The organism is Kitasatospora sp. NPDC086009 (assembly GCF_044540385.1).
Taxonomy (GTDB): domain Bacteria; phylum Actinomycetota; class Actinomycetes; order Streptomycetales; family Streptomycetaceae; genus Kitasatospora.
In genome coordinates, this window is sequence record NZ_JBITSA010000014.1 from 187,602 (window position 1) to 207,998 (window position 20,397).

At 76.3% G+C, this 20,397-nt stretch carries 17 protein-coding genes; 15 read left to right on the forward strand and 2 right to left on the reverse strand.

Going from position 1 to position 20,397, the window contains the following annotated elements; all coding sequences use genetic code 11:
• The first annotated feature begins 533 nt into the window (after positions 1 to 533).
• The 11 genes from ACIF6L_RS28625 (at position 534) to ACIF6L_RS28675 (ending at position 12,207) form a co-directional block, all read left to right on the forward strand.
• A complete protein-coding gene (locus ACIF6L_RS28625; RefSeq protein ID WP_396489740.1) occupies positions 534 to 1,493 on the forward strand; it encodes an NAD-dependent epimerase/dehydratase family protein in 960 nt (319 codons plus the stop codon).
• Between the two features lie 70 nt (positions 1,494 to 1,563).
• Positions 1,564 to 3,234, forward strand: a complete 1,671-nt coding sequence (locus ACIF6L_RS28630; protein WP_396489742.1) for a carbamoyltransferase — start codon at positions 1,564 to 1,566, stop codon at positions 3,232 to 3,234.
• Positions 3,231 to 4,289: a glycosyltransferase family 2 protein gene (locus ACIF6L_RS28635; RefSeq protein ID WP_396489744.1), complete on the forward strand. Its 1,059-nt coding sequence runs from the start codon at positions 3,231 to 3,233 to the stop codon at positions 4,287 to 4,289. Before ACIF6L_RS28630 ends, ACIF6L_RS28635 begins: the two co-directional genes overlap by 4 nt.
• A gap of 34 nt (positions 4,290 to 4,323) precedes the next feature.
• The gene (locus tag ACIF6L_RS28640) at positions 4,324 to 4,983 is read left to right on the forward strand and encodes a D-glycero-alpha-D-manno-heptose-1,7-bisphosphate 7-phosphatase (RefSeq protein ID WP_396489745.1); all 660 of its coding nucleotides are present in this window, start codon (positions 4,324 to 4,326) and stop codon (positions 4,981 to 4,983) included.
• 14 nt (positions 4,984 to 4,997) lie between these two features.
• The gene (locus tag ACIF6L_RS28645; protein WP_396489747.1) at positions 4,998 to 6,047 is read left to right on the forward strand and encodes a glycosyltransferase family 9 protein; all 1,050 of its coding nucleotides are present in this window, start codon (positions 4,998 to 5,000) and stop codon (positions 6,045 to 6,047) included.
• Entirely contained in the window at positions 6,044 to 7,006 is a 963-nt protein-coding gene (locus ACIF6L_RS28650) for a glycosyltransferase (RefSeq protein ID WP_396489749.1), read from the forward strand. The genes ACIF6L_RS28645 and ACIF6L_RS28650 overlap by 4 nt, the downstream gene beginning before the upstream one ends.
• Positions 7,003 to 8,253: a glycosyltransferase gene (locus ACIF6L_RS28655; RefSeq protein ID WP_396489751.1), complete on the forward strand. Its 1,251-nt coding sequence runs from the start codon at positions 7,003 to 7,005 to the stop codon at positions 8,251 to 8,253. Before ACIF6L_RS28650 ends, ACIF6L_RS28655 begins: the two co-directional genes overlap by 4 nt.
• The gene (locus tag ACIF6L_RS28660) at positions 8,253 to 8,906 is read left to right on the forward strand and encodes an SIS domain-containing protein (RefSeq protein ID WP_396489753.1); all 654 of its coding nucleotides are present in this window, start codon (positions 8,253 to 8,255) and stop codon (positions 8,904 to 8,906) included. Before ACIF6L_RS28655 ends, ACIF6L_RS28660 begins: the two co-directional genes overlap by 1 nt.
• Positions 8,903 to 10,315, forward strand: a complete 1,413-nt coding sequence (rfaE2, locus tag ACIF6L_RS28665; protein WP_396489755.1) for a D-glycero-beta-D-manno-heptose 1-phosphate adenylyltransferase — start codon at positions 8,903 to 8,905, stop codon at positions 10,313 to 10,315. The genes ACIF6L_RS28660 and rfaE2 overlap by 4 nt, the downstream gene beginning before the upstream one ends.
• On the forward strand, positions 10,312 to 11,298 hold the full coding sequence (locus ACIF6L_RS28670) for a glycosyltransferase family 9 protein (protein WP_396489757.1): 987 nt from the start codon (positions 10,312 to 10,314) through the stop codon (positions 11,296 to 11,298). The genes rfaE2 and ACIF6L_RS28670 overlap by 4 nt, the downstream gene beginning before the upstream one ends.
• A gap of 9 nt (positions 11,299 to 11,307) precedes the next feature.
• The gene (locus ACIF6L_RS28675; protein ID WP_396489759.1) at positions 11,308 to 12,207 is read left to right on the forward strand and encodes a glycosyltransferase family 2 protein; all 900 of its coding nucleotides are present in this window, start codon (positions 11,308 to 11,310) and stop codon (positions 12,205 to 12,207) included.
• A gap of 142 nt (positions 12,208 to 12,349) precedes the next feature.
• Here ACIF6L_RS28675 and ACIF6L_RS28680 read toward each other — a convergent pair whose 3' ends face one another.
• Positions 12,350 to 12,982, reverse strand: a complete 633-nt coding sequence (locus ACIF6L_RS28680) for a hypothetical protein (protein ID WP_396489761.1) — start codon at positions 12,980 to 12,982, stop codon at positions 12,350 to 12,352.
• A gap of 455 nt (positions 12,983 to 13,437) precedes the next feature.
• Between ACIF6L_RS28680 and ACIF6L_RS28685 the strand changes: the two genes are divergently transcribed.
• Positions 13,438 to 14,817, forward strand: a complete 1,380-nt coding sequence (locus ACIF6L_RS28685) for an MFS transporter (RefSeq protein WP_396489763.1) — start codon at positions 13,438 to 13,440, stop codon at positions 14,815 to 14,817.
• A gap of 114 nt (positions 14,818 to 14,931) precedes the next feature.
• Here ACIF6L_RS28685 and ACIF6L_RS28690 read toward each other — a convergent pair whose 3' ends face one another.
• Positions 14,932 to 15,624, reverse strand: a complete 693-nt coding sequence (locus ACIF6L_RS28690) for a glycosyltransferase (protein WP_396489765.1) — start codon at positions 15,622 to 15,624, stop codon at positions 14,932 to 14,934.
• 318 nt (positions 15,625 to 15,942) lie between these two features.
• Between ACIF6L_RS28690 and ACIF6L_RS28695 the strand changes: the two genes are divergently transcribed.
• From ACIF6L_RS28695 to ACIF6L_RS28705, 3 genes are all read left to right on the forward strand, one after another.
• Complete coding sequence (locus ACIF6L_RS28695) at positions 15,943 to 17,043, forward strand: PP2C family protein-serine/threonine phosphatase (protein ID WP_396489767.1); 1,101 nt, start codon at positions 15,943 to 15,945, stop codon at positions 17,041 to 17,043.
• A 422-nt stretch (positions 17,044 to 17,465) separates the two neighbouring features.
• Positions 17,466 to 18,833 carry an MFS transporter gene (locus tag ACIF6L_RS28700; protein ID WP_396489768.1) on the forward strand — a complete coding sequence of 456 codons (1,368 nt, stop codon included), beginning with the start codon at positions 17,466 to 17,468 and terminating at the stop codon, positions 18,831 to 18,833.
• Between the two features lie 48 nt (positions 18,834 to 18,881).
• A complete protein-coding gene (locus ACIF6L_RS28705) occupies positions 18,882 to 20,168 on the forward strand; it encodes a non-ribosomal peptide synthetase (RefSeq protein WP_396489770.1) in 1,287 nt (428 codons plus the stop codon).
• Positions 20,169 to 20,397 lie beyond the last annotated feature (229 nt).

Genomic DNA, 20,397 nt, shown 5'->3' on the forward strand with positions numbered 1-20,397 from the left:
CCGCCCGGACACCGGTCGGCCCGGACACCGGTCGGGCGCCCACCGCGCCGCGGCTGATCGGGCCTCCCGGTCGCCGCCCTCCGCGGTGCCGCCCTCCCCCGTGCCGCGGTCCCGCCGTGCCGCGGTCCCGAGAGCCGCCGTCCCGAGGAGCTGGCGGGGCGGCCGCGGTGGTGCCTCTCCGCGGCCGGGCGGGGCACCGCCCGAAGAGTTCGACCACGAGCGACAGCGTGCTGCTGAGGGCGCTGGTGACGGAACCGACCACCGGCCCCGACCGGGTGGAGCGGGTGACGGGGCCGACCGTCGTTCCTTCGGATGGAGCACCGCCCGTCGTCGGGGTCGTGCCGCCGGCTCCGAACCGTCCGGAGGCCTTGCCCGCCCGGTGCGGTGGCCCGGGCGGCCGAGCCGCGGGTGCGGGGTGCGGCGCGGGGCGGTGGCCGGGGCGCGCGGTGGGCCGAGTGGCGGGACGGCCCGGGGGTGCCAAAGGTGGTTCAGGGGCGGCGGACCGGAGGTCCGCGACGACCGAAAGGACATCCATGGAGCGCTTGCCGACCGACCAGATGCACGCCGTCGTGACGGGAGGGGCCGGTTTCGTGGGTTCCCACCTCTGCACGGAACTCGTCCGGCTCGGCCACGCCGTCACCTGTGTCGACGACTTCTGCACCGGTTCGCCGGACAACGTGCGCCACCTGGCCGGCCGCCCAGGTTTCGAACTCCGTGAGGCGGACGTCGCCGACCGGCTGGACGTCGACCGGCCCGTGGACCTCGTCCTCCACCTCGCCTCGCCCGCCTCGCCCGCCGACTACCTCCGGCTGCCCGTCCACACCCTCGACACGGGCAGCCTGGGCACCCGCAACGCGCTGGCACTGGCCCAGCGGCACGGCGCGAGGTTCCTGCTCACCTCCACCTCGGAGGTCTACGGCGATCCGCTGCAGCATCCGCAGAGCGAGACCTACTGGGGCAACGTCAACCCCGTGGGGCCGCGGAGCGTCTACGACGAGGCCAAGCGGTTCGCCGAGGCGCTGACCACGGCCGAGGCCGCCGTCGAGGGGGTGGACACCGCGATCGTCCGCCTGTTCAACACCTACGGGCCCCGCATGAGGTCCCACGACGGGCGGGCGGTACCGACGTTCATCCGCCAGGCCCTGGCCGGCGAGCCCCTGACGGTGACCGGTGACGGCAGTCAGACCCGCTCCCTGACCTATGTGAGCGACACCGTGAACGGCATCCTCGCCATGGCCTTCAGCGAGCTGGCCGGTCCGGTCAACCTCGGCAACGACACCGAGTTCACCATGGTGGAACTGGCCCGGCTGGTCATCGAGCTCACCGGCTCCACGTCGACGGTGGAGTTCATCGCGCGCCCGACCGACGACCCCGCGGTCAGGTGCCCCGACATCACCCTGGCCCGCGGAAAGCTCCGCTGGGAGCCGCTGGTGCCGGCCCGCGAGGGACTCGCCCGCACCATCGACTGGTTCCGCGAGCACCCCGAGGCCTGAGCAGCCCGCTCCGACCCCGCCCACCCCCTGACGGGCGGGGCCCGCCGCCGATCCGGAAGGCCGCACGACCATGCGCATTCTCGGCATCAACGCCCTCTTCCACGACCCTGCCGCCGCCCTCGTCGTCGAGGGGCGGACGGTCGCCGCAGCGGAGGAAGAACGCTTCAGCCGCCGTAAGCACGGCAAGTGTCCTTTGCCGTTCTCCGCGTGGGAGCTGCCCGAACAGGCCGCTCGCTGGTGCCTGGACCACGCGGGCATCCGCCCCGAGGAACTCGACCTGGTGGGCTACTCCTTCGATCCGGCGCTCGCCCGGGCCGCCGAGCAGATGGGACTGGACGACCCCTGGGACCACCTGAGGCTGACCTACGCCCGGGAGGCCCCGAACTTCCTCGCCGAGGCGCTGCCGGGCCTGGATCCCGCCAAGGTCAGGTTCGTCCCGCACCACGTCGCGCACGCCGCGTCCGCCGCCTTCGCGGCCGACGGGGAGAACGACCCCTCCTCGGTGCTGGTGCTCGACGGCCGGGGCGAGGCGACGTCGCACCTGGCCGCCCGCCGGGTCGGTCCGCGGCTGGAGCAGCTCGCGGCGCAGGAACTCCCGCACTCGATGGGCCTGGTGTTCGAGGAGCTGACCCAGCACCTCGGGTTCCTCCGGTCCTCGGACGAGTACAAGGTGATGGCGATGGCTTCCTACGGGTCGCCGACCTCGGTGGCGGAACTGCGCCGGCACGTCTACTCCACCGGCGACGGCGGGTTCCACGCCGCCGGCGTGCCGTGGGCCGCGTTCGCACCGGCCCTGCGGCCCGGCCAGGAGTGGACTCCGGCCCACGCGGACCTCGCGTGCTCCGCTCAGCGGGTGCTCGAAGAGGTACTGCTGGACCTGGCCCGCTGGCTGCACGGACGGACCCACGACCGCCTGCTGACACTGGCCGGCGGGGTGGCGCTGAACTGCGTGGCGAACTCCCGCATCGCGGCGCAGGGCCCGTTCGACCGGGTCTGGGTGCAACCGGCAGCGGGGGACGCGGGCACCGCGCTGGGCGCCGCGCTGCACCTGGCGGCCTCGGCCGGGGAGGAGCCGGAACCGATGGCCGGGGTCGACCTCGGCCGGTCCTGGTCCGACCAGGAGCTGGAGGCCTGGCTGCGCGGCGCCGCCGTCCCCTACGAACGGCCGGAGGACGTCGCCGCGGAGGTGGCCCGGGAGCTGGCCGCGGACGGCATCGTCGCGTGGTTCCAGGGCCGCTCCGAGTTCGGCCCGCGCGCGCTCGGCCACCGCTCGCTGCTCGCCCACCCCGGCCGGGCCGGGAACCTCGAACGGCTGAACGACGTCAAGGGGCGGGAGCAGTTCCGGCCCGTCGCGCCGATGGTCCTCGCCGACCGGGCGCCGAAGATCTTCAGTGGCCGGCACCCGAGCCCCTACATGCTGTTCGTCCACGAGGTCGCACCCGAGTGGCGTGACCGGATCCCCGCCGTGGTCCACGTGGACGGCACGGCCCGGATCCAGAGCGTCGATCCCGTGGACGACCCGCTGACGGCACGGATGCTGGAGCGGTTCGAGCTGCTCACCGGCCTCCCCGTGGTCGTCAACACCAGCCTCAACACGGCGGGACGCCCGATGGTGGACGACGTCCGGGACGCCTTGGAGTGCTTCGGTTCCGCGCCGATCGACCTGCTCGCCCTCGGCCCGTTCGTCGTCCGCCGTGGGACGCTGTTCGCCGGGCCGGACCGGTCGGGGGCGCGGGCATGACGAACGGCACCGATCCCTCGTACGCGGTGGTCATCCCGACGCTCGGCCGGCCGAGTCTCTCCGTCACCCTCGCCGCACTCGCCGGGGCACGCGGCCCGGCACCGGAACGCGTGGTGCTGGTGGACGACCGGCCGCTGACCGACCGCGGGCCGCTGGACGTCGAGGTCCCGCCGTCCCTCCGGGACCGGATCTCGGTGGTGGCGGGCTGCGGGAACGGCCCGGCGGCCGCCCGCAACGCCGGCTGGCGCAGCGTCGGGCAGGAATGGATCGCCTTCCTGGACGACGACACGGTGCCCGGCCCGACCTGGCCGGCCGACCTGGCCGCCGACCTCGCCGCCTGCGGGCGGCGCACCGGCGCGAGCCAGGGCACCATCGTGGTGCCGCTGCCCGCCGACCGGCGGCCGACCGACTGGGAACGGTCGACCGCGGGGCTCGCCCGGTCGCTGTGGATCACAGCGGACATGGTGTACCGCCGCGCCGTCCTGGAGCAGGTCGGCGGCTTCGACGAGCGCTTCCGGAGGGCGTTCCGTGAGGACGCCGACCTGGCGCTGCGCGTCCTCGACGCGGGTTGGCAGCTCACCCGGGGCGGACGCACCACCCTGCACCCCGTCCGGCCGGCCGACCGCTGGGTCTCCCTGCGCCAGCAGGCCGGCAACGCGGACGACGTCCTGATGAACCGTCTGCACGGCCGGCGCTGGTGGCACCGGGCCGGGGCGGCCCGCGGCCGGCTGCCGCGGCACCTGGCGATCACCGGGTGCCTGGTCGGCGCCGCCGCCGCCGTACTGGCCCGCCGCCCCCGCGCCTGCCTGGCACTGGCAGGGCTCTGGCTGGCGGGCACCGGGGAGTTCGCGCTGGCCAGGATCGCTCCTGGGCCGCGGCGCGCGGACGAAGTCACGACGATGCTGCTCACCAGCGCCGCGATCCCCCCTGCCGCCGGCTACCACTGGGCCGCGGGCTGCCTGCGGCACCGCCGCGTGGCGCCCTGGCGGCCCGCGCCGGACGCCGGGTCCGCGCACTCGACCGACGGCGGACGACCGGTTCCGGCCCACCACTGAGCCCCGCGGGGCGCAGCCGAGGAGAACACCCACCATGACCCTTCCCGCAGACTCCACCGAACCCGCCGGGCCGGCGCCCGACCGCACGGCCGCGAGCGGCCTGCTGCCCTGGATCCGTGCGAACGGGCCCGCCGGCGCCACGGGCCCTCCGGGGGTCCAGCGCGCGGCCGTGCTCTTCGACCGCGACGGGACCCTCGTCCACGACGTGCCGTACAACGGCGATCCCGGTGCCGTGCGCCTGGTGACCGGCGCGACCGCGGCCGTTGCGGCCCTGCGGTCGGCCGGGATCCGGGTGGGCGTCGTGAGCAACCAGTCCGGGGTGGCGCGCGGCCTGCTCACCCGGGAGCAGGTCGACGCGGTGAACCGGCGGATCGAGAGGCTTCTCGGGCCGGTGGACGTCTGGGCCGTCTGCCCGCACGGCCCCGAGGACGGCTGCCGCTGCCGCAAGCCCGCCCCCGGTCTGGTCCTGGCCGCCTGCCGGGTGCTGGGCGTGCCGCCGCGGCGGACGGTCGTCATCGGGGACATCGGGTCCGACGGTGCCGCGGCCGAGGCCGCCGGGGCGTTCCCCGTCCTGGTGCCCAACCCCGTCACCCGCGCCGAGGAGACGGCCGCGGCGAGGAACGTCGCGAGCGACCTGGGCGCGGCCGTCCGGACCGCGCTGGGTCACCTCCTTCCCGCCGGGCGGCCCGCGTGAGGAGGACCCTCGTCGTGCGCCTCGACAGCGCCGGCGACGTCCTGCTCGCCGGGCCCGCCGTGCGGGCCGCCGCGGCCTCCTCCACGTACGTGGCCTTGCTCTGCGGACCCCAGGGCGCGGCGGCGGCCGAGATCCTGCCCGGGGTCGACCGGACCATCGTCTGGGAGGCTCCCTGGGTCGGCCTGGACCCGCCGCCGCTGGACCCCGGGAACGTCCGGGCGCTCGTGAGCGGCCTCGCCCGGCAGTGCTTCGACCGCGCCCTCGTCCTCACCTCCTTCCACCAGAGCCCGCTGCCCACGGCCCTGCTGCTCCGGCTGGCCGGCGTGGGCGCCGTCGCCGCCGACTGCGAGGACTACCCCGGTTCGCTGCTCGATCTGCGCCACCGTCGCGCGCCCGGCCGGCACGAGGCCGAGGCGGCCCTCGACCTGGCCCGGGCAGCGGGATTCCCGCTTCCCCCGCACGACGACGGCCGGCTGCGGGTCCTGCCACCACCCGACCCGCGGCACCTGACCGGTCCGGACCCGTACGTGGTCGTCCATCCCGGCGCGGCCGTTCCCGCCCGCGCCGCCGGTTCCGCGGTGCTCGCGGCCGCCGTGCGGGCACTGACGGAGTCCGGACGGCGGGTGGTGGTCACCGGAGGCCCGGCGGAGAGGGAACTCACCGCCGGGGTCGCGGGGGCGCACGCCCTGGACCTCGGCGGCCGCACCGACCTCAGGGCCCTCTCGGGGGTCCTCGCCGCGGCAGACGCCGTGGTCGCGGGCAACACCGGTCCGGCTCATCTGGCCGCCGCCGTCGGCACTCCGGTCGTGAGCCTGTTCTCACCGGTCGTGCCGGCCGAGCGGTGGCGGCCGTTCGGCGTGCCGCACCTGCTGCTGGGGCGGCAGGACGCGCCGTGCGCCGCGAGCCGGGCCAGGGTCTGCCCCGTCGAGGGCCACCCCTGCCTGGACACCCTGACCGGCGACCAGATCGCCGGGGCGGTGGACCGGTTGACGAGCGGAGCGGTGCCGGGTCCGGGCGGGCAGTTCCCGCCCGCCCGGCCGAGCACCAGGAAGGTGAGCTCATGAACATCCTGCTGTGGCACGTGCACGGCTCCTGGACGACCGCGTTCGTCCAGGGCTCCCACACCTACACGGTGCCGGCCCTGCCCGATCGCGGACCGGACGGACTCGGACGCGCCGTGACGTTCGACTGGCCGGCCGCAGTGGTGGAGCGGACTCCGCAGGAGCTCCGGTCCGCCGAGTTCGACCTGGTGGTGCTCCAGCGGCCGCACGAGGCCGACCTCGCCACCCGGTGGCTGGGCCGCCGACCGGGACGGGACATCCCCGCGGTGTACCTGGAGCACAACAGTCCGCACGGCGACGTCCCGGACACCCGCCATCCGATGGCGGACCGGGACGACCTGGTCGTCGTCCACGTCACGGAGTTCAACCGGCTGTTCTGGGACTGCGGGCGCACCCGCTGCGAGGTGATCGAGCACGGCATCGTCGATCCCGGCCACCGGTACACCGGCTCCGTGGCGAGCTCGGCCGTGGTGGTCAACGATCCGGTCCGCCGGGGACGCACGACCGGTACCGACCTGCTGCCGTTCTTCGCGCGGCAGGGCCCTCTGGACGTCTTCGGCATGGGCACCGCCGGGCTCGCCGCCCACCTCGGCCTGTCCGAGGACCGCTGCCGGGTCGCCGACCTCCCCCAGGCCCGGCTGCACGCCGAGATGGCACGGCGCCGCCTCTACCTCCATCCCGTGCGCTGGACCTCGCTCGGCCTCTCCCTGCTGGAGGCCATGCACCTGGGCATGCCGGTGGTCGCCCTGGCCACCACCGAGGTGGCCAGGGCCGTCCCACCCGGCGCGGGCGTGGTCTCCACCAGCACCGCCGAGCTGGCCGAAGCCGTCCGCCACTACCTCACGGACGCCGACGCCGCCGAGGCCGACGGCATGCGCGCACGGCAGGCGGCGCTCGGCCGCTACGGACTGAAACGGTTCCTGGACGACTGGGACCGCCTGATCGACGAGGTGGCACGATGACCGGACCGCTGACCGTCTCCCTGGTGTCCGAACACGCCAGCCCGCTGGCCGTGCTCGGCGGTGTGGACGCCGGTGGCCAGAACGTCCACGTCGCCGCACTCGCCGCTGCCCTGGCCGACCGGGGCCACCGGGTGGTCGTCCACACCCGGCGGGACAGCGCGGGAACGGCCGAGGAGGTCGTGATGCGCCCGGGCGTCGTCGTCCACCACGTCCCGGCCGGACCGGCCCACCCGGTCCCCAAAGACCAACTCCTGCCCTACATGGCCGAGTTCGGCGACCATCTGGCGCGCTACTGGAGCCGTCGCAGACCGGACATCGTGCACTCGCACTTCTGGATGTCGGGGCTGGCCGCCCTGCGGGGAGCCCGGCACCTGGGCATACCGGTCGCCCACACGTATCACGCCCTCGGTACGGTCAAACGCCGGCACCAGGGTCACGAGGACAGCAGCCCCGCCCAGCGGATCGCGCTGGAGTCGCACGTGGGCCGAACGGCCGCACGCACGATCGCCACCTGCAGCGACGAGGTGGCCGAACTCCTCGCGATGGGCGTCCCCGCCGACCGCGTCAGGATCGTGCCGTGCGGTGTCGACCCGAAGCGGTTCAGCCCGCGGGGGGACGTGGCGCCGCGCTCGGCACCGCACCGGCTGCTCATGGTCGGGCGGCTCGTGGCGCGCAAGGGCGGGGCCACGGCGCTGGAGGCGCTCGCCCTGCTGCCCGACACCGAGCTGGTGATCGCCGGTGGCCCCCCGGCCGACCGGTTGGGCACCGAACCGGAGTGCGGGCGGCTGCGTGCGCTGGCGGCCGACCACGGTGTGGCGGACCGCCTGGTCCTGCTCGGCGGCGTGCCCAGCACCCGGATGCCGGCCCTGCTGCGCAGCGCCGACCTGGTGGTCTGCCCCGCGCACTACGAGCCGTTCGGCATCGTCCCGCTGGAGGCGATGGCGTGCGGGGTGCCGGTGGTCGCGACCGCGGTCGGCGGCCACCTCGACACGGTGGCCGACGGCCGGACGGGCCTGCTGGTGCCCGCCGGGTCCGGTGCGGCGCTGGCGGCCGCGGCCGCCAGGCTGCTCGGGGACCACCGGCTGCGCCGCGACTTCGGGGCGGCCGGGCGCCGTCGCGTCCTCGCCTTCTACGGCTGGGACAGGGTCGCGGCGAACACCGAGAAGATCTACCGGGAGACGGTACGCCCCTTCCCCGCGGCCCAGCCGTCGTGGGCCCGTACCGGAGCACCGTCGGGAGGACTGTGATGAGCGCTCACTTCCACGAGTCGGCGCACGACCTCGCGGAGGCCGCGCGGCACTGCGCGGCGCTGGAGGACGCGGTGCGGACGCTGCGCGGTGGGCAACTGCCGCTGCTGACCAGCTGGGGCCAGGCCCTGGCCGGCCTGCTGCCGGCCGGTGGGCGCCTGCTCGTCGCGGGAAACGGCGGCAGTGCCGCGCAGGCCCAGCACCTGACCGCCGAACTCGTCGGCCGCTACCGCGTCGAACGGCCCCCCTTCTCCGCGCTCGCGCTGCACGCCGAGACGTCCACGCTGACCGCGATCGGCAACGACTACGGCTTCGAGGAGGTGTACGCCCGCCAGGTGGCCGCGCACGGGCGGCCCGGCGACGTGCTGATCCTGATGTCGACCTCGGGGCGCAGCGGCAACCTGCTCAGGGCGGCGGACGCCGGCCGGAGGGCGGGTCTCGGGGTGTGGGCGATGACGGGCCCCGCGCCCAACCCGCTGGCCGGGCGGGCCGACGAGACCCTCGCCGTCGCCTCGGCGACGACCGCCACCGTCCAGGAGGTCCACCTGATGGCCCTCCACCTGATCTGTGAGGCGTTCGACGCGGCCCTGGCCCGCCGCACCGGCGGGCACGCCGTGACCGAGGACGCCCGGCCGGCGGGTGAGGTCGCGTGAACGGGCCGCTCGTGGTGGTCGGCGACAGCCTGCTCGACATCGACGTCGACGGCGCGGCCACCCGGCTCGCCCCCGACGCGCCCGTCCCGGTCGTCGACGTCCAGTCGGAGCGCAGCCGCCCCGGGGGCGCCGCGCTGGCCGCCGCGCTGGCGGCGCGCACCGGCCAGGAGGTGGTCCTGCTCACGGCGCTGGGCCGGGGAGAGGCCGCGGCCGAGCTGCGGCGGACCCTGGCGGGCCGGGTCGGGCTGGCCGAGATCCCGCTGGACGGCGACATCCCGGTCAAGACCCGGATCCGGGTCGACGAACGGCCTCTGGTACGGATCGACCGCGGTGGTGGGCGCCCCGGCGCGCCGGACGACGCCGCCCGCCGGGTGCTCGGTTCCGCCGCAGCCGTGCTGGTGTCCGACTACGGCCGGGGCGTGGCGGGTGTGCTCGGGCCGCTGCTCACCGCGGCCGCGCGACGCTGTCCGCTGGTGTGGGACCCGCACCCGCGCGGCGGTCCACCCGTCCCGGGCGCACGGCTGGTGACGCCCAACGCCGCGGAGGCGCGGTCCATGGCAGCCGCCCTCGACGCCGGAGCCGGCGCGGGGGAGCGCCTCGCCGACCACACCCTGCGGGCCGCGCTCCTGGCGCGTCACTGGCGGGCGGCGGCGGTGGCGGTCACCCTCGGTGCGCGCGGCGCCCTGCTGAGCCGCGGCACCGACAGTCCGATCCTGCTTCCCGCGCCCTACGGGGCGAGCGGCGACCCGTGCGGCGCCGGCGACTGCTTCGCGGCGTGCGCCGCAGTGGCCCTGGCCCGGGGGGCGATCACCGAGGAGGCGGTGCACAGCGGGGTGGTCGCCGCGACGGACTTCGTCGCCTCGGGCGGTGCCGGCGCGGTCGCCCGCCGGCAACCGGGCGCCCGGCCCGCGACACGGCAGCCCGTGGCGGCCGCGGCACTGGCGGCCGCCGTCCGCGCCCGGGGCGGGACGGTGGTCGCCACCGGAGGCTGCTTCGACCTGCTGCACGCCGGACACGTGGGCCTGCTGGAGTCGGCGGCCCGGCTGGGCGACTGCCTCGTGGTCTGCTTGAACTCCGACGACTCCGTCCGACGGCTCAAAGGCCCCGGACGGCCCCTCAACCCGGTCGCCGACCGGGCCAGCGTGCTGGCGGGGCTCGGCTGCGTCGACGCCGTCGCCGTCTTCGAGGAGGACACCCCGCACGCCGTCCTGCGCGCCCTGCGGCCGCACGTCTGGGTGAAGGGCGGCGACTACACGGTGGACGCCCTGCCGGAGGCCGAGGTGCTGGCCGAATGGGGCGGTCACGCCCTCGTCCTGCCCTATCTGAGCGGCCGGTCCACGACCGCCCTGGCCGACCGGGCCGCCGCCGCGGGCTCCGGCGGACCGAGGGCCGCCGGGGCGGGAGCGTGAGCGCGCCCGACACCCGGCCGCGCCTGCTCGTCCTGCGCGCGCTGGGCCTCGGGGACCTGCTCACCGGGGTCCCGGCCCTGCGGGCCCTGCGCCGCCACCACCCCGGCCACGAGCTGATCCTGGCGGCGCCCGGCCGGCTGGCCCCCGCGGTCGCGGTCACCGGCTGCGTCGACCGGCTGCTGGCCACCGACGCCCCTGGGCGCCAGGTGCCGGGCGAACTGCGCTGGGACGGGCCCGCGCCGGCGCTGGCGGTCGACCTGCACGGCTGCGGCGAGGAGAGCCTCCGGCCCCTCCGGGCCGTGCGGCCCGGGCGGCTGATCGGCTACGCGGCGGCGGAGCCCGCCGGCGCCACGTGGCGCGCGGACGAACACGAACGGGACCGCTGGTGCCGCCTGCTGCGGTGCCACGGCATCGCCGCGGACCCCGGCGACCTGCTCATCCGGCGGCCGGTGGCCCGTTCCCCCGCTCCCGGAGCGGTGGTGGTGCACCCGGGCGCGGACGCGGGGGCCCGCCGCTGGCCGGCCGCCCGTTTCGCCGCGGTGGCACGGGAACTGCGCCGCACCGGTCGGCCGGTGGTCGTCACCGCCGGTGCGGGAGAGGCAGGACTCGCCCACGAGGTGGCCGCCCTCGCCGGCCTGCCCCCGGGTTCGGTCCTCGGCGGCACCGCGGACGTACCGTTCGAGACCCTCGCGGCGCTGGTCGCGCAGGCGAGCGCCGTGGTCGCCGGCGACACCGGCCTCTCCCATCTCGCCACGGCCCTCGGCACGGCCTCGGTCACCCTCTTCGGCCCGGTGTCGCCCCGGCTCTGGGGCCCTCCGGCCGACGCCCGCCACCGGATCCTGTGGCGGCCGGACCGGCTCGACGACGACCGGCCCGGTGACGCGCACGGCGAGGCGCCCGACCCACGGCTGCTGCGGATCGGCCCGGACGACGTGCTGGCGGAACTCCGGGCCCTGCCCCGCCTGTGCGACGGAAGGCGGTGACGGCAACCGATGGACAGCCCGTCCACCGCCGCACCCCGGATCGGCGTCGTGGTCATCACGCGCAACCGCCGGGAACGCCTGCTGCACACCCTCGACCGGCTCCAGAGCCTCCCCGAGGCCCCGCCCGTCCTCGTCCTGGACAACGCCTCCGCCGACGGTACGGCGGCCGCCGTACGCGAACGCCACCCGGCCGTCGCCGTGCGGGTCCTGCGCCGCAACCGTGGCGCGGTGGCCCGGAACGTGGGCGTCGAGCAGCTCGGCACCCCCTACGTCGCCTTCAGCGACGACGACTCGTGGTGGCGGCCGGGGGCACTGTCCCTGGCGGCCGGGCTGTTCGACCGGCACCGGCGGCTCGGCCTGCTCGCGGCCGCGACCCGCGTCGGCCCCGGCGGCTGGGCCGACCCCATCGACGACCGGCTCGCGACCTCCCCGCTCGGTGTGGCCCCCGACCTGCCGGGGCCTTCCGTGCTGGGCTTCCTCGCCTGTGCCAGCATCGTCCGCCGGAGCGCGTTCCTGGAGGTGGGAGGGTTCCACCCGGTGCTGCACTTCGGCGGGGAGGAGGCCCTGCTGGCCCTCGACCTGGCCGCCGCGGGGTGGGGAGTGGCCTACTGCGCCCAGGTCGTCGCCCACCACGACCCGGACCCCGGTCCCCGGCCCGGACGGCTCGCGCGCATGCGTCGCAACGAACTCCTCACCTGCTGGCTGCGCCGGCCGTGGCCGCAGGTCGCCCGGCAGAGCGCGGGCCTCCTGCGGGAGGCGGCCGGGGACCCCGAGGCCGCCCGGGCACTGGTCGGCGCGCTCCCCAGGATCCCCGCCGCGCTCGCGCTGCGCAGGCCCCTCCCTCCGGAGGTGGAGAGGTCCGTGGCCTGTCTGGAAGAAGCCGGCGCGGTCGACCGGGAGGCGCGATGACCGACCGGCGCGTCGCCGTCGCCGTCATCACGCAACAACCGCCGCGCCGAGCTCCTCGACACCCTGGGCCGGTTCGCGCTCCTGCCCGAGGAACCGGCCGTCCGTCCGCCGTCCGTCCGTCCGCCGCTCGTCCGTCCGCCGCTCAGAGGAAGAGGATCTCGCGCGAGCCCAGCCGCGTGTCGCCCACCGACGCCCCACCGGTGTGCCCGGAGGCCGGATCCGCGAACCGGCCGGCGTACAGGGCGCGGCGCTTCAGACGCTCGGCCCCGGGCGGCAGCGACACCCGTGAGGCGCGCTGCCAGGGTTCCCCGCAGCCCTGCGGGACGGCGCAGTGACGGGGCACCCAGTACTCCGCCAGCGGCGGACGCAGTCGCAGTGAACACGCCAGCAGGGCGGCCCACCGCGCCGCCCCGGCGGCGGTCCCGCGGTCCCCGCACCACGGTGCGGCACAGAGGTCGGCCCCTCTCACCAGGAACGACAGGCGGCGGACGGCCTCCTCGCCGCGTGTTCCCTCCAGCCATTCCAGCTCCGCCTGCGGAGCGCCCAGGGAGGCCAGCACCTCGCGCGGCGCCGCGGCGGGCGGGGCCGGCCCGGCGCCGGACGCCACGACACGCAGTCGCACCCCGGCCGCCGCCAGCATCGCCATGCAGCCACCGAAGCCGGCGACCGCGGCGTCGAACGGGGCGGCGACGACCACGGCGTCCCGCACCCCTTCCAGCACTCCCGCCAGCGGCAGGCAGCCGGACATGCCGTCCACTCGTAGAGCCTGTTCCATCGGCCGTCGTCCTTCCGGAAGAAAGCGAAACAGGAGGGGCCCGGGTCGGGGCACTCGCCGGGCCCGGCGACGCGGCCCGCGCGACCGGGGCCCGGGCGGACGGCCGTCCGCCCCTTCGACCAGACTTCACGATCCCCCCGCCGCGCGCACGCCGGGCGACCGCGCACGGCGAGGGCCGGCCGCGCCGAACCGGTCGCGAAGCGTCACGCCGCGCCGGACCGCCCCCGGGCGGACTCGTGTGAGAGACGCCACCACGTGGGCGTCGCTGCTGGTCAAGCCGGTGCGACGGCTCCTTCAGCGGCAGTGTGACGCGATCGACTGTTCGAGATCCCGCCGCGACCGGTCAGGATGGACGGCGCCGCTCCGTCGCTCCGGCGTCCGGGCCGCTCCGGCTTTCCGTACGGCGATCACCTGCCTGGAGCCCTCCCCGCCCCCACCCGATCCAGATGTGAGACGTGCTGCCCACCACCAAGGCGCCGCCGGCGACCCCGCCCGCCCTCCTCCCCGTCCAGCGACGCGGCCCGGCCCGTCCTGCTCCGAGTCCCGCCGTCCCCCCGACCACCCCGGCCGGATCGCGCGCCCCGTGGCGTTCCCTGCGCCACCGGAGCATGCGCTGGTGGTCGCTGGCGAACCTGGTCTCGAACGCCGGTGCCTGGATGCAGCTGACCGTCCAGAACCTCCTGGTCCTCCAGCTGACCGGCTCGGCCGCCGTCACCGGGCTGTCGCTCGCCCTCCAGGTGGCCCCCGGCCTGCTGCTGGGACTCGTGGGCGGCGCCGCGGTAGACCGGTGGCCCCGCAAGCTCACGGCCACCGTCAGCCAGGCGGTGCTGGCCGCGATCGCCTTCGCCACGGCGGCCCTGGTGGCCCTCGGGGCGCTCAGTGTTCCGGCGCTGATGGTGCTGGCCGTCCTCACCGGGCTCGTCGCCACGGTCGAGGGGCCGGCCTGCGCCCTGCTGGGCAACGATCTCGTCCCGCCGGAGGACGTCCCCTCAGCGATCTCGGTCGGTTCGGTGGTGCACAGCGTCGGAAGGCTGGCCGGTACCGCGTCGGCCGGTGTCGTCGTCGCCCTGTTCGGGATGGCGAGCGCCTACGTGGTCAACGGGATCTCCTTCGTCCTGGTGGCGGCGGTCATCCCGTTCCTACGGCCGGCCGCGGGCGTGGTCCCGGCCGACGCACACCGGCCGCCGCCCGGTGAACAGGGCGTCCGGGACGGCATCGCCTTCTTCTGCGGCCGGCGCCGCCTGGTCGCGCTGGCCTGCCTGACCGGGCTGGGCTCGATGCTGGGCCGCAACTACGGCCTGACCCTCGCCGCGCTGGTCAGCGGCGCCCTGCACGGGGGAGCGCAGGAGTACGGGGTGATCGCCACCGTCCTGGCCGGGGGCGGGATCACCGGGGCGGTGCTGGCCGGCCGGCTACGGAGCCCCTCCGTGCGGCTGGTGGCCGCCCTGACGGCGGCCGGCGGCGTCCTCCAGTGCTGCGCGGCGCTCTCGCCGACGTTGCTGTTCCTCGCCCTGCTGGTCGTCCCGATGGCCGTGCTGGAGTCACTGAGCGACACCGCCGTCTCGACGATCCTCCAGACGGACCCACCGGCTCATCTGCGCGGGCGGGTCCTGGGCGCCTGGCGCAGCGTCAGCACCGTCTGGGGCCTCTGCGGACCGCTCGTGCTGGGTGTGTCCATCCAGGCGCTGGGCGCGCGGGGCGCGCTGCTGTCCGGGGGACTGATGGTCGGCGGGGCGGTCGGCGGGGCCACCGCGATGCGGCGCCGGTCGGCCGGCCCGGTCGCGGGCACGGCCGGTCCGGTCGCGACCGCGGAGCAGGTCTCCGTCGCGGCCTGAGGCCGGACCGCCTCCCGGCGTTCCGGTTACCGGCGGCTCACGGCCGCGAGGACGCCATGGCCCGACGGACGCGGTCGTCCCGCTGCGGGCGCCCCCGGCGGACCGGCCGAGCGGTTACCCGCCCAGCGACTCCCGGTAGACCAGTTCGGTGAGGGCCGCGGCCCGGCTCCAGGTGTGTCGGGCCGATGCGCGCGGCCGACGCGGCCCCGGGCGGTATCCGTCGCGCGGGACGATTCGGATCCGCTCCTCGGGGATGCCCATGGCCCGCAGCACACCGAGCTCGTCACGGCAGGTCGCGAGAACGCGGTCGGCCTGCTGCCCGACCGCGGTCTCGATGGCGATCCGGCCGGGCGCGCTGACACCGCCACCGTTCTGGTGGCCCCGTGCGGCCGTGTCGCCGAATGCGTGGAAGGTCTGTACCAACGGGATGCCCAGGTAGTGGGCGCCGGGCAGACCGACCAGCCCGGAGGTCCAGAAGTGCGCGTGCGCGACCGTCGGCGGGTGGTGGATCCAGTAGTCGGCGAGCCGCTCACCGAAGGCCGTCATGTGGCGCAGCAGGTCCTCCTCGGAGGTGTCCCGGGCCGGGCGCTCACCCACGTGGTGCACCAGGACGCCCGGGCAGAGCGGCACGTGCTCGCCCAGGCGGGCGTCGTTCCGCCGGGTGTGCACGGTCACCTGGTGACCGCGGCGCGCGAGGGCCCGGGACAGTGCCGCGACGTGGGCGCCCAGCGGGTCCGCGTCGGCGCCCCCCGGCACGGCGAGGGGACTGATGTTCTCGGACACCAGCGCGATCCGCAACGGTCCCATCACTGCCTCACCTCCCCGATCAGTCTGGCCCAGCCGTGCGGAGCGCGCTAAGGGAGCGAGCGCCCGGCTCCGCGCGACCATGGTCGCCGTCGAACCCGGGCAGTCGTCACCGGTGGTGGTTCGGGAGTCGGCTCGACGCCCCGCCGCCTCGGGGCGGGGGATCTTCGGAGGAGTCGGGGTGCGTCGGATTCCGCGGGCCCCGCGGCGCGGCTCCGTCCGGTCGGTGGCGACGTCATCCGTCGTGCGAGTTCCGACGGCACGTGGCTACGATCGGAGGGAGCCCTTCCGGATGGTGGTGAGACGGAAGCCAGGTCGCCGATGCCCCCGAGGTCCGCCCAGTGGCCGCCGTATGTGCGGGCCGCGCCGTGGTTGCTGATCGTCGGCGGGCTGGTGTGGAATTCGCTGGATCCGGCCGACTACTGGGGTGACCCGTTGCTGGCCGCCGCCGCCGTGTTGTCCGGGGCGCTGCTGACCCTGCGGGACACCTGTGCGGTCGGACTGGCCAATGTGACCGGGATCCTGGTGCTGTCCACCCAGGACGGGTCGATCGGGACCGCCGACGGGTTCCTGGAGCTGGCCAACACGGCCTTCGCCGCCCTGCTCGGGGTCGGGGTGAACCGTGTGGTGGCCCGGCACGGGCGGCGGCTGGCGCGGGTGCGGTCGGTGGCGGAGGCGGCGCAGCAGGCGGTGCTGCCGGAGCCGCCGGGGCGGGTGGGGCAGCTGTCGGTCGCGGCCTCCTACCACGCGGCCCAGGACGAGGCGCTGATCGGCGGGGACGCCTACGCGCTGCAGACCACCCGCTTCGGCGTCCGGGTGCTGATCGCGGACGTGCGGGGCAAGGGGCTGCAGGCGGTGGGGGCGGTCTCGGTGCTGCTGGGCGCCTTCCGGGAGGCCTCGCACCGGGTGGCGGACCTGGTGGCGCTCGCGGACGCGCTGGAGGACTCGTTGCTCCGGGAGGCCCACCAGATGAGTGAGGAGCTGCGGATGGAGGGGTTCATCACGGCGCTGCTGGTGGAGCTCCCGCTGGGGGAGGGGGTGGTGCGCACGCTCGACTGCGGGCACCCCGGCCCGTACCTGCTGAGCGCCGACGCCCGTCTCGCGCCGCCCGTGCTGCGGTTGGACGCGGCCGACCCGGGGCTGCCGCTGGGGATGGGCGGCCTGGGGGTCGCGCGGCCCGCGCCGGAGAGCCGGCCGTTCCCGCCCGGGTGCACGCTGCTGCTGGTGACCGACGGCGTGACCGAGGCCCGGGACGCGGCGGGGGAGTTCTACGACCCGGTGCTCGGGCTGGCCGGGCTGGGGCCGGTCGCCGGGCCGGGCGAGGTGCTGGACGCGCTGGTGGCCGATGTCGAGCGGTGGACCGGCGGTCCGCGGGACGACGACATGGCGGTGCTGGCGATCACCCGTCGGTCGGAGGGCTGAGGGCGCGGCAGGTCGGGTGGACAGGTCGTCGACATACGGACGGGTGGACGGGTGGACAGGCGGACGGGTCGATGGTCGGACGGCGGCCACCGTCGGTCACGCCCATATCACGGTGGGGTGACGTCCTCGCGGTACTCCACGGAATCCGGCCAAGTTGAGTGGCCGCGTCCGATGGCCGGAAAGTAGGGGTCCGAATATCGGACGGAGAAATGGACGACCGACCGCCGACGGGTCTCGGGTGCTCCTCGGCCCGTGCCGCCTAGGCCGACCGGCCGCGTGCGCCCCGCGCCCGGGCCATAAGGGCGCGTAAGGGGCCTGCAAGGGGCGGTCGGGGGAGTGGCGGGATCCGGCCGACCGGCGGTTCGTCCGGAAACGGACCCGGTGGTTGCCCGGTGTCGAAGGGGTGACGGAAAGTCGAACCAATGAACGAGAAGCCTCACCCCCGTCGGGCCCGTCTGTTCGGCCACCGCGACTTCCGGCTCCTGCTGACCGGCGCCGCGGCGGCCCAGACGGGCAGTCAGGTCACGCTGGTCGCGCTGCCGTTGGTGGCGGTGGTGGTGCTGGACGCCACCCCGTTCGAGGTCGGCCTGCTGACCGCCGCCGAGACCGCCGCCTTCCTGCTGGTCGGACTGCCGGCCGGAGCCTGGCTGGACCGGATGCGCAAGCTTCCGGTGCTGATCCGCGCCGACCTCGTGCGCAGCCTGGCGGTCGGGACGATCCCGCCGGCGGCGGCGCTCGGGGTGCTGACCATGCCGCAGCTCTACCTGGTGGCGCTGGTCACGGGGGTGGCGACGGTGTTCTTCGACGTCGCCCACCAGTCCTTCCTGCCCGCCGTCCTGCCGCGCGAGCAACTGGTCGACGGGAACGGGGCGTTGGAGACGGTCCGGTCCTCGGCGCAGATCGCCGGACCGGGCCTCGGCGGCGGACTGGTCCAACTGCTCGGCGCGCCGCTCGCCATCGTGGCCGACGCCTTCGGCTACCTGGTCTCCGCACTGCTGCTCGCCCGGATCCGGGTCGAGGAGCCGCTCGCGGAGCCGGAGCCCGGGCGCTCGCTGCGCGCCGAGGTGGGGGAGGGCGTCCGGTTCGTGCTCGGGCACCCGCTGCTGCGGGCGATCGCGGCCGCCACCGCGGTGTCCAACCTGTTCGCGGCCGTGCTGATGGCCGTGCAGACCGTCTTCTGGGTGCGGGTGCTCGACCTGGCACCGGGGGCCATCGGCGTGCTGCTGTCGGTCTCCGCCGTCGGCGGGCTGGCGGGCGCGCTGTGCGCCGGCCGGCTGGCGCGGTGGGTCGGACAAGCCCGGCTGATCTGGCTGTCCACGCTGGTGACGGCGCCGTTCGCGGTGCTGTGGCCGCTGTCCGACGGCGGCCTGGGCGTGGTGCTGTTCGGCCTCGCCTCCGGGGTGGTGCTGTTCGGGGCGGTCGCCTACAACGTCGCCCAGGTCAGCTTCAGGCAGAGCGTCTGCCCGCCGGAGCTGCTCGGCCGGATGAACGCCACCATGCGCTTCCTGGTGTGGGGCACGCTGCCGATCGGCGCGCTGGGCGGCGGCATCGTCGCCGACTCGGCCGGGCCGCGGGCCGCGCTCTGGCTCTGCGCGGTCGGGTTCCTGCTCGTGCCGGTGCCGCTGCTGCTCTCGCCGCTGCGGCGGATGCGGGAGCTGCCGGGCGGCCCGGACGGTACCGGGTCGACCGCCGCCGGCGGGGACGCCACCGCGACCACAACCGACAGCGCCGCCGGGGGCAGCCCCGATCGCGCCGCCGAGGAGCCCGCCGTGAGCCCCAGCACCCACTGACCGACCCCAGACCTGCCGAGCCGCGACCGGAAACCGGAGACCGTTCCCGTGCACGCCAGCATCACCTCCGCCTACCTCGCCCGGTACCGCAGCGCTGCCGCGGACTCCCCGGCTGACCTGCTCCCGCTGACCGGAGCCCAGCGACGGTTCCTGATCACCCGTCGACTCGCGCCGCACGACCGCTCCGACGTCGTCCCGCTGTTCTTCGCCTACCCGCGGGGCACCCTCGACGTGGAGCGGCTGGCCCGCGCCGCGGCCGCGGTCGCCGCCCACCACCCGGCCCTGTCCGGCGGCTTCGCGACCGTGCGCGGCACACCCGTCCTGCGGGTCGGCGGCCCCTCGGCCGAGGCCGCCCGGATCACCGTCGCCCCCGGCGACACGGCCCGCGCGGCGCTGCGCCGGGCTTTGCTGGACCGCCCCGCCGGCGGCCCCGCGCTGCGCCTGCTGGTGGCCCGGGACCCGGACGGCGAGGAGGAGCTGCTCGCCCTCGCACTGGACCACGCGGCCTGCGACGAGCAGTCGCTCGGGGTGCTCACCGCCGAGCTGAGCGAGGCCTACGAGGGCGGTGACGCCCCGGCGGCGGGCCCCGGCCCGCAGGCGCTGGCCGACTACCGCCAGGCCGTCGAGCTCCAACTGGCCGCCGAGGACGCCGCCGGCGGGGCCGCCGCCCAGGCCCACTGGGGCCGTCGGCTCGGCGCCCTGACCGGGGCGGGCGGCGGCGCGGCCACGTCCACCGGGATGCTCACCGAGCGGCTGCCCGCCGCCGAGGGCGCCGCCCGCGGCGCGGTCTTCCCGGCCCTGCTGGACGCCGTCGGGGCCGCCGCGCACCGGCTGCACCCCGTGGACGGCCCGCTCGCGCTCGGCTACCCGTGGGGCGGCCGCCCGCCCGGCGCGCCCGCCGCGCTCGGCTGCTTCCTCAACACCCTGGTGCACCCGGCCGGTCCGACCCCCACGGACGACCTGGACGCCCTCGCCGACGCCTGGTGGGACGACCTCGACCACGCCGGCACCCCGTTCGACGAGGTGGTGCGCGCCGCACGGACCGCGGGGGCGGCCTGGTCGGGCGCGCTGGACGCCATGCTCACCCTGGAGGACCTGCACCGCCGCCCGCCGCTGGTGCTCGGCGGCACGCCCGGCCGGGAGACCCACCTGGCCGGACGACCGCTCGCCGCCCCGCTCGCCGTCTCCGCCTCGCACGGCGACGACCTGCTGGTCCGGCTCGCCTGGGACAGCGACCGCTTCGCCGAGACCGACGCCCACGCCGCCTTCGCCGACCTGCTCGCCGTCCTGCGGCAGCACCTCTACGCCCGGCCCCGCCGGGGCGCGCTCGCCTGATCCGCTTCAGAGGTACGGCGTCTGACGTTCCGTCGGGCGTCGGCGCCCGACCTGCCACCGGTATCCGGCGGCCGACCTGGCGCGGGACTCCCACAGCCGGGCCACCGGGCCGAACGCGCCCGCCCCGGCCGGGGCTCGCGCCGCACCGCTCCCGCGCCCCACCGCGAGGGCCCGACCTCGCACGGCCCGACCTCGCACGGCCCGACAGCCCGTAGCCAGCCCCCACGGC

Excerpts from the sequence above, each read along its gene's own strand:
- ACIF6L_RS28625 (WP_396489740.1), top strand. The coding sequence starts at position 534 with ATGGAGCGCTTGCCGACCGACCAGATGCACGCCGTCGTGACGGGAGGG.
- ACIF6L_RS28630 (WP_396489742.1), top strand. The coding sequence starts at position 1,564 with ATGCGCATTCTCGGCATCAACGCCCTCTTCCACGACCCTGCCGCCGCC.
- ACIF6L_RS28635 (WP_396489744.1), top strand. The coding sequence starts at position 3,231 with ATGACGAACGGCACCGATCCCTCGTACGCGGTGGTCATCCCGACGCTC.
- ACIF6L_RS28640 (WP_396489745.1), top strand. The coding sequence starts at position 4,324 with ATGACCCTTCCCGCAGACTCCACCGAACCCGCCGGGCCGGCGCCCGAC.
- ACIF6L_RS28650 (WP_396489749.1), top strand. The coding sequence starts at position 6,044 with ATGAACATCCTGCTGTGGCACGTGCACGGCTCCTGGACGACCGCGTTC.
- ACIF6L_RS28655 (WP_396489751.1), top strand. The coding sequence starts at position 7,003 with ATGACCGGACCGCTGACCGTCTCCCTGGTGTCCGAACACGCCAGCCCG.
- ACIF6L_RS28660 (WP_396489753.1), top strand. The coding sequence starts at position 8,253 with ATGAGCGCTCACTTCCACGAGTCGGCGCACGACCTCGCGGAGGCCGCG.
- ACIF6L_RS28675 (WP_396489759.1), top strand. The coding sequence starts at position 11,308 with ATGGACAGCCCGTCCACCGCCGCACCCCGGATCGGCGTCGTGGTCATC.
- ACIF6L_RS28680 (WP_396489761.1), bottom strand. The coding sequence starts at position 12,982 with ATGGAACAGGCTCTACGAGTGGACGGCATGTCCGGCTGCCTGCCGCTG.
- ACIF6L_RS28690 (WP_396489765.1), bottom strand. The coding sequence starts at position 15,624 with ATGGGACCGTTGCGGATCGCGCTGGTGTCCGAGAACATCAGTCCCCTC.
- ACIF6L_RS28695 (WP_396489767.1), top strand. The coding sequence starts at position 15,943 with ATGCCCCCGAGGTCCGCCCAGTGGCCGCCGTATGTGCGGGCCGCGCCG.
- ACIF6L_RS28700 (WP_396489768.1), top strand. The coding sequence starts at position 17,466 with ATGAACGAGAAGCCTCACCCCCGTCGGGCCCGTCTGTTCGGCCACCGC.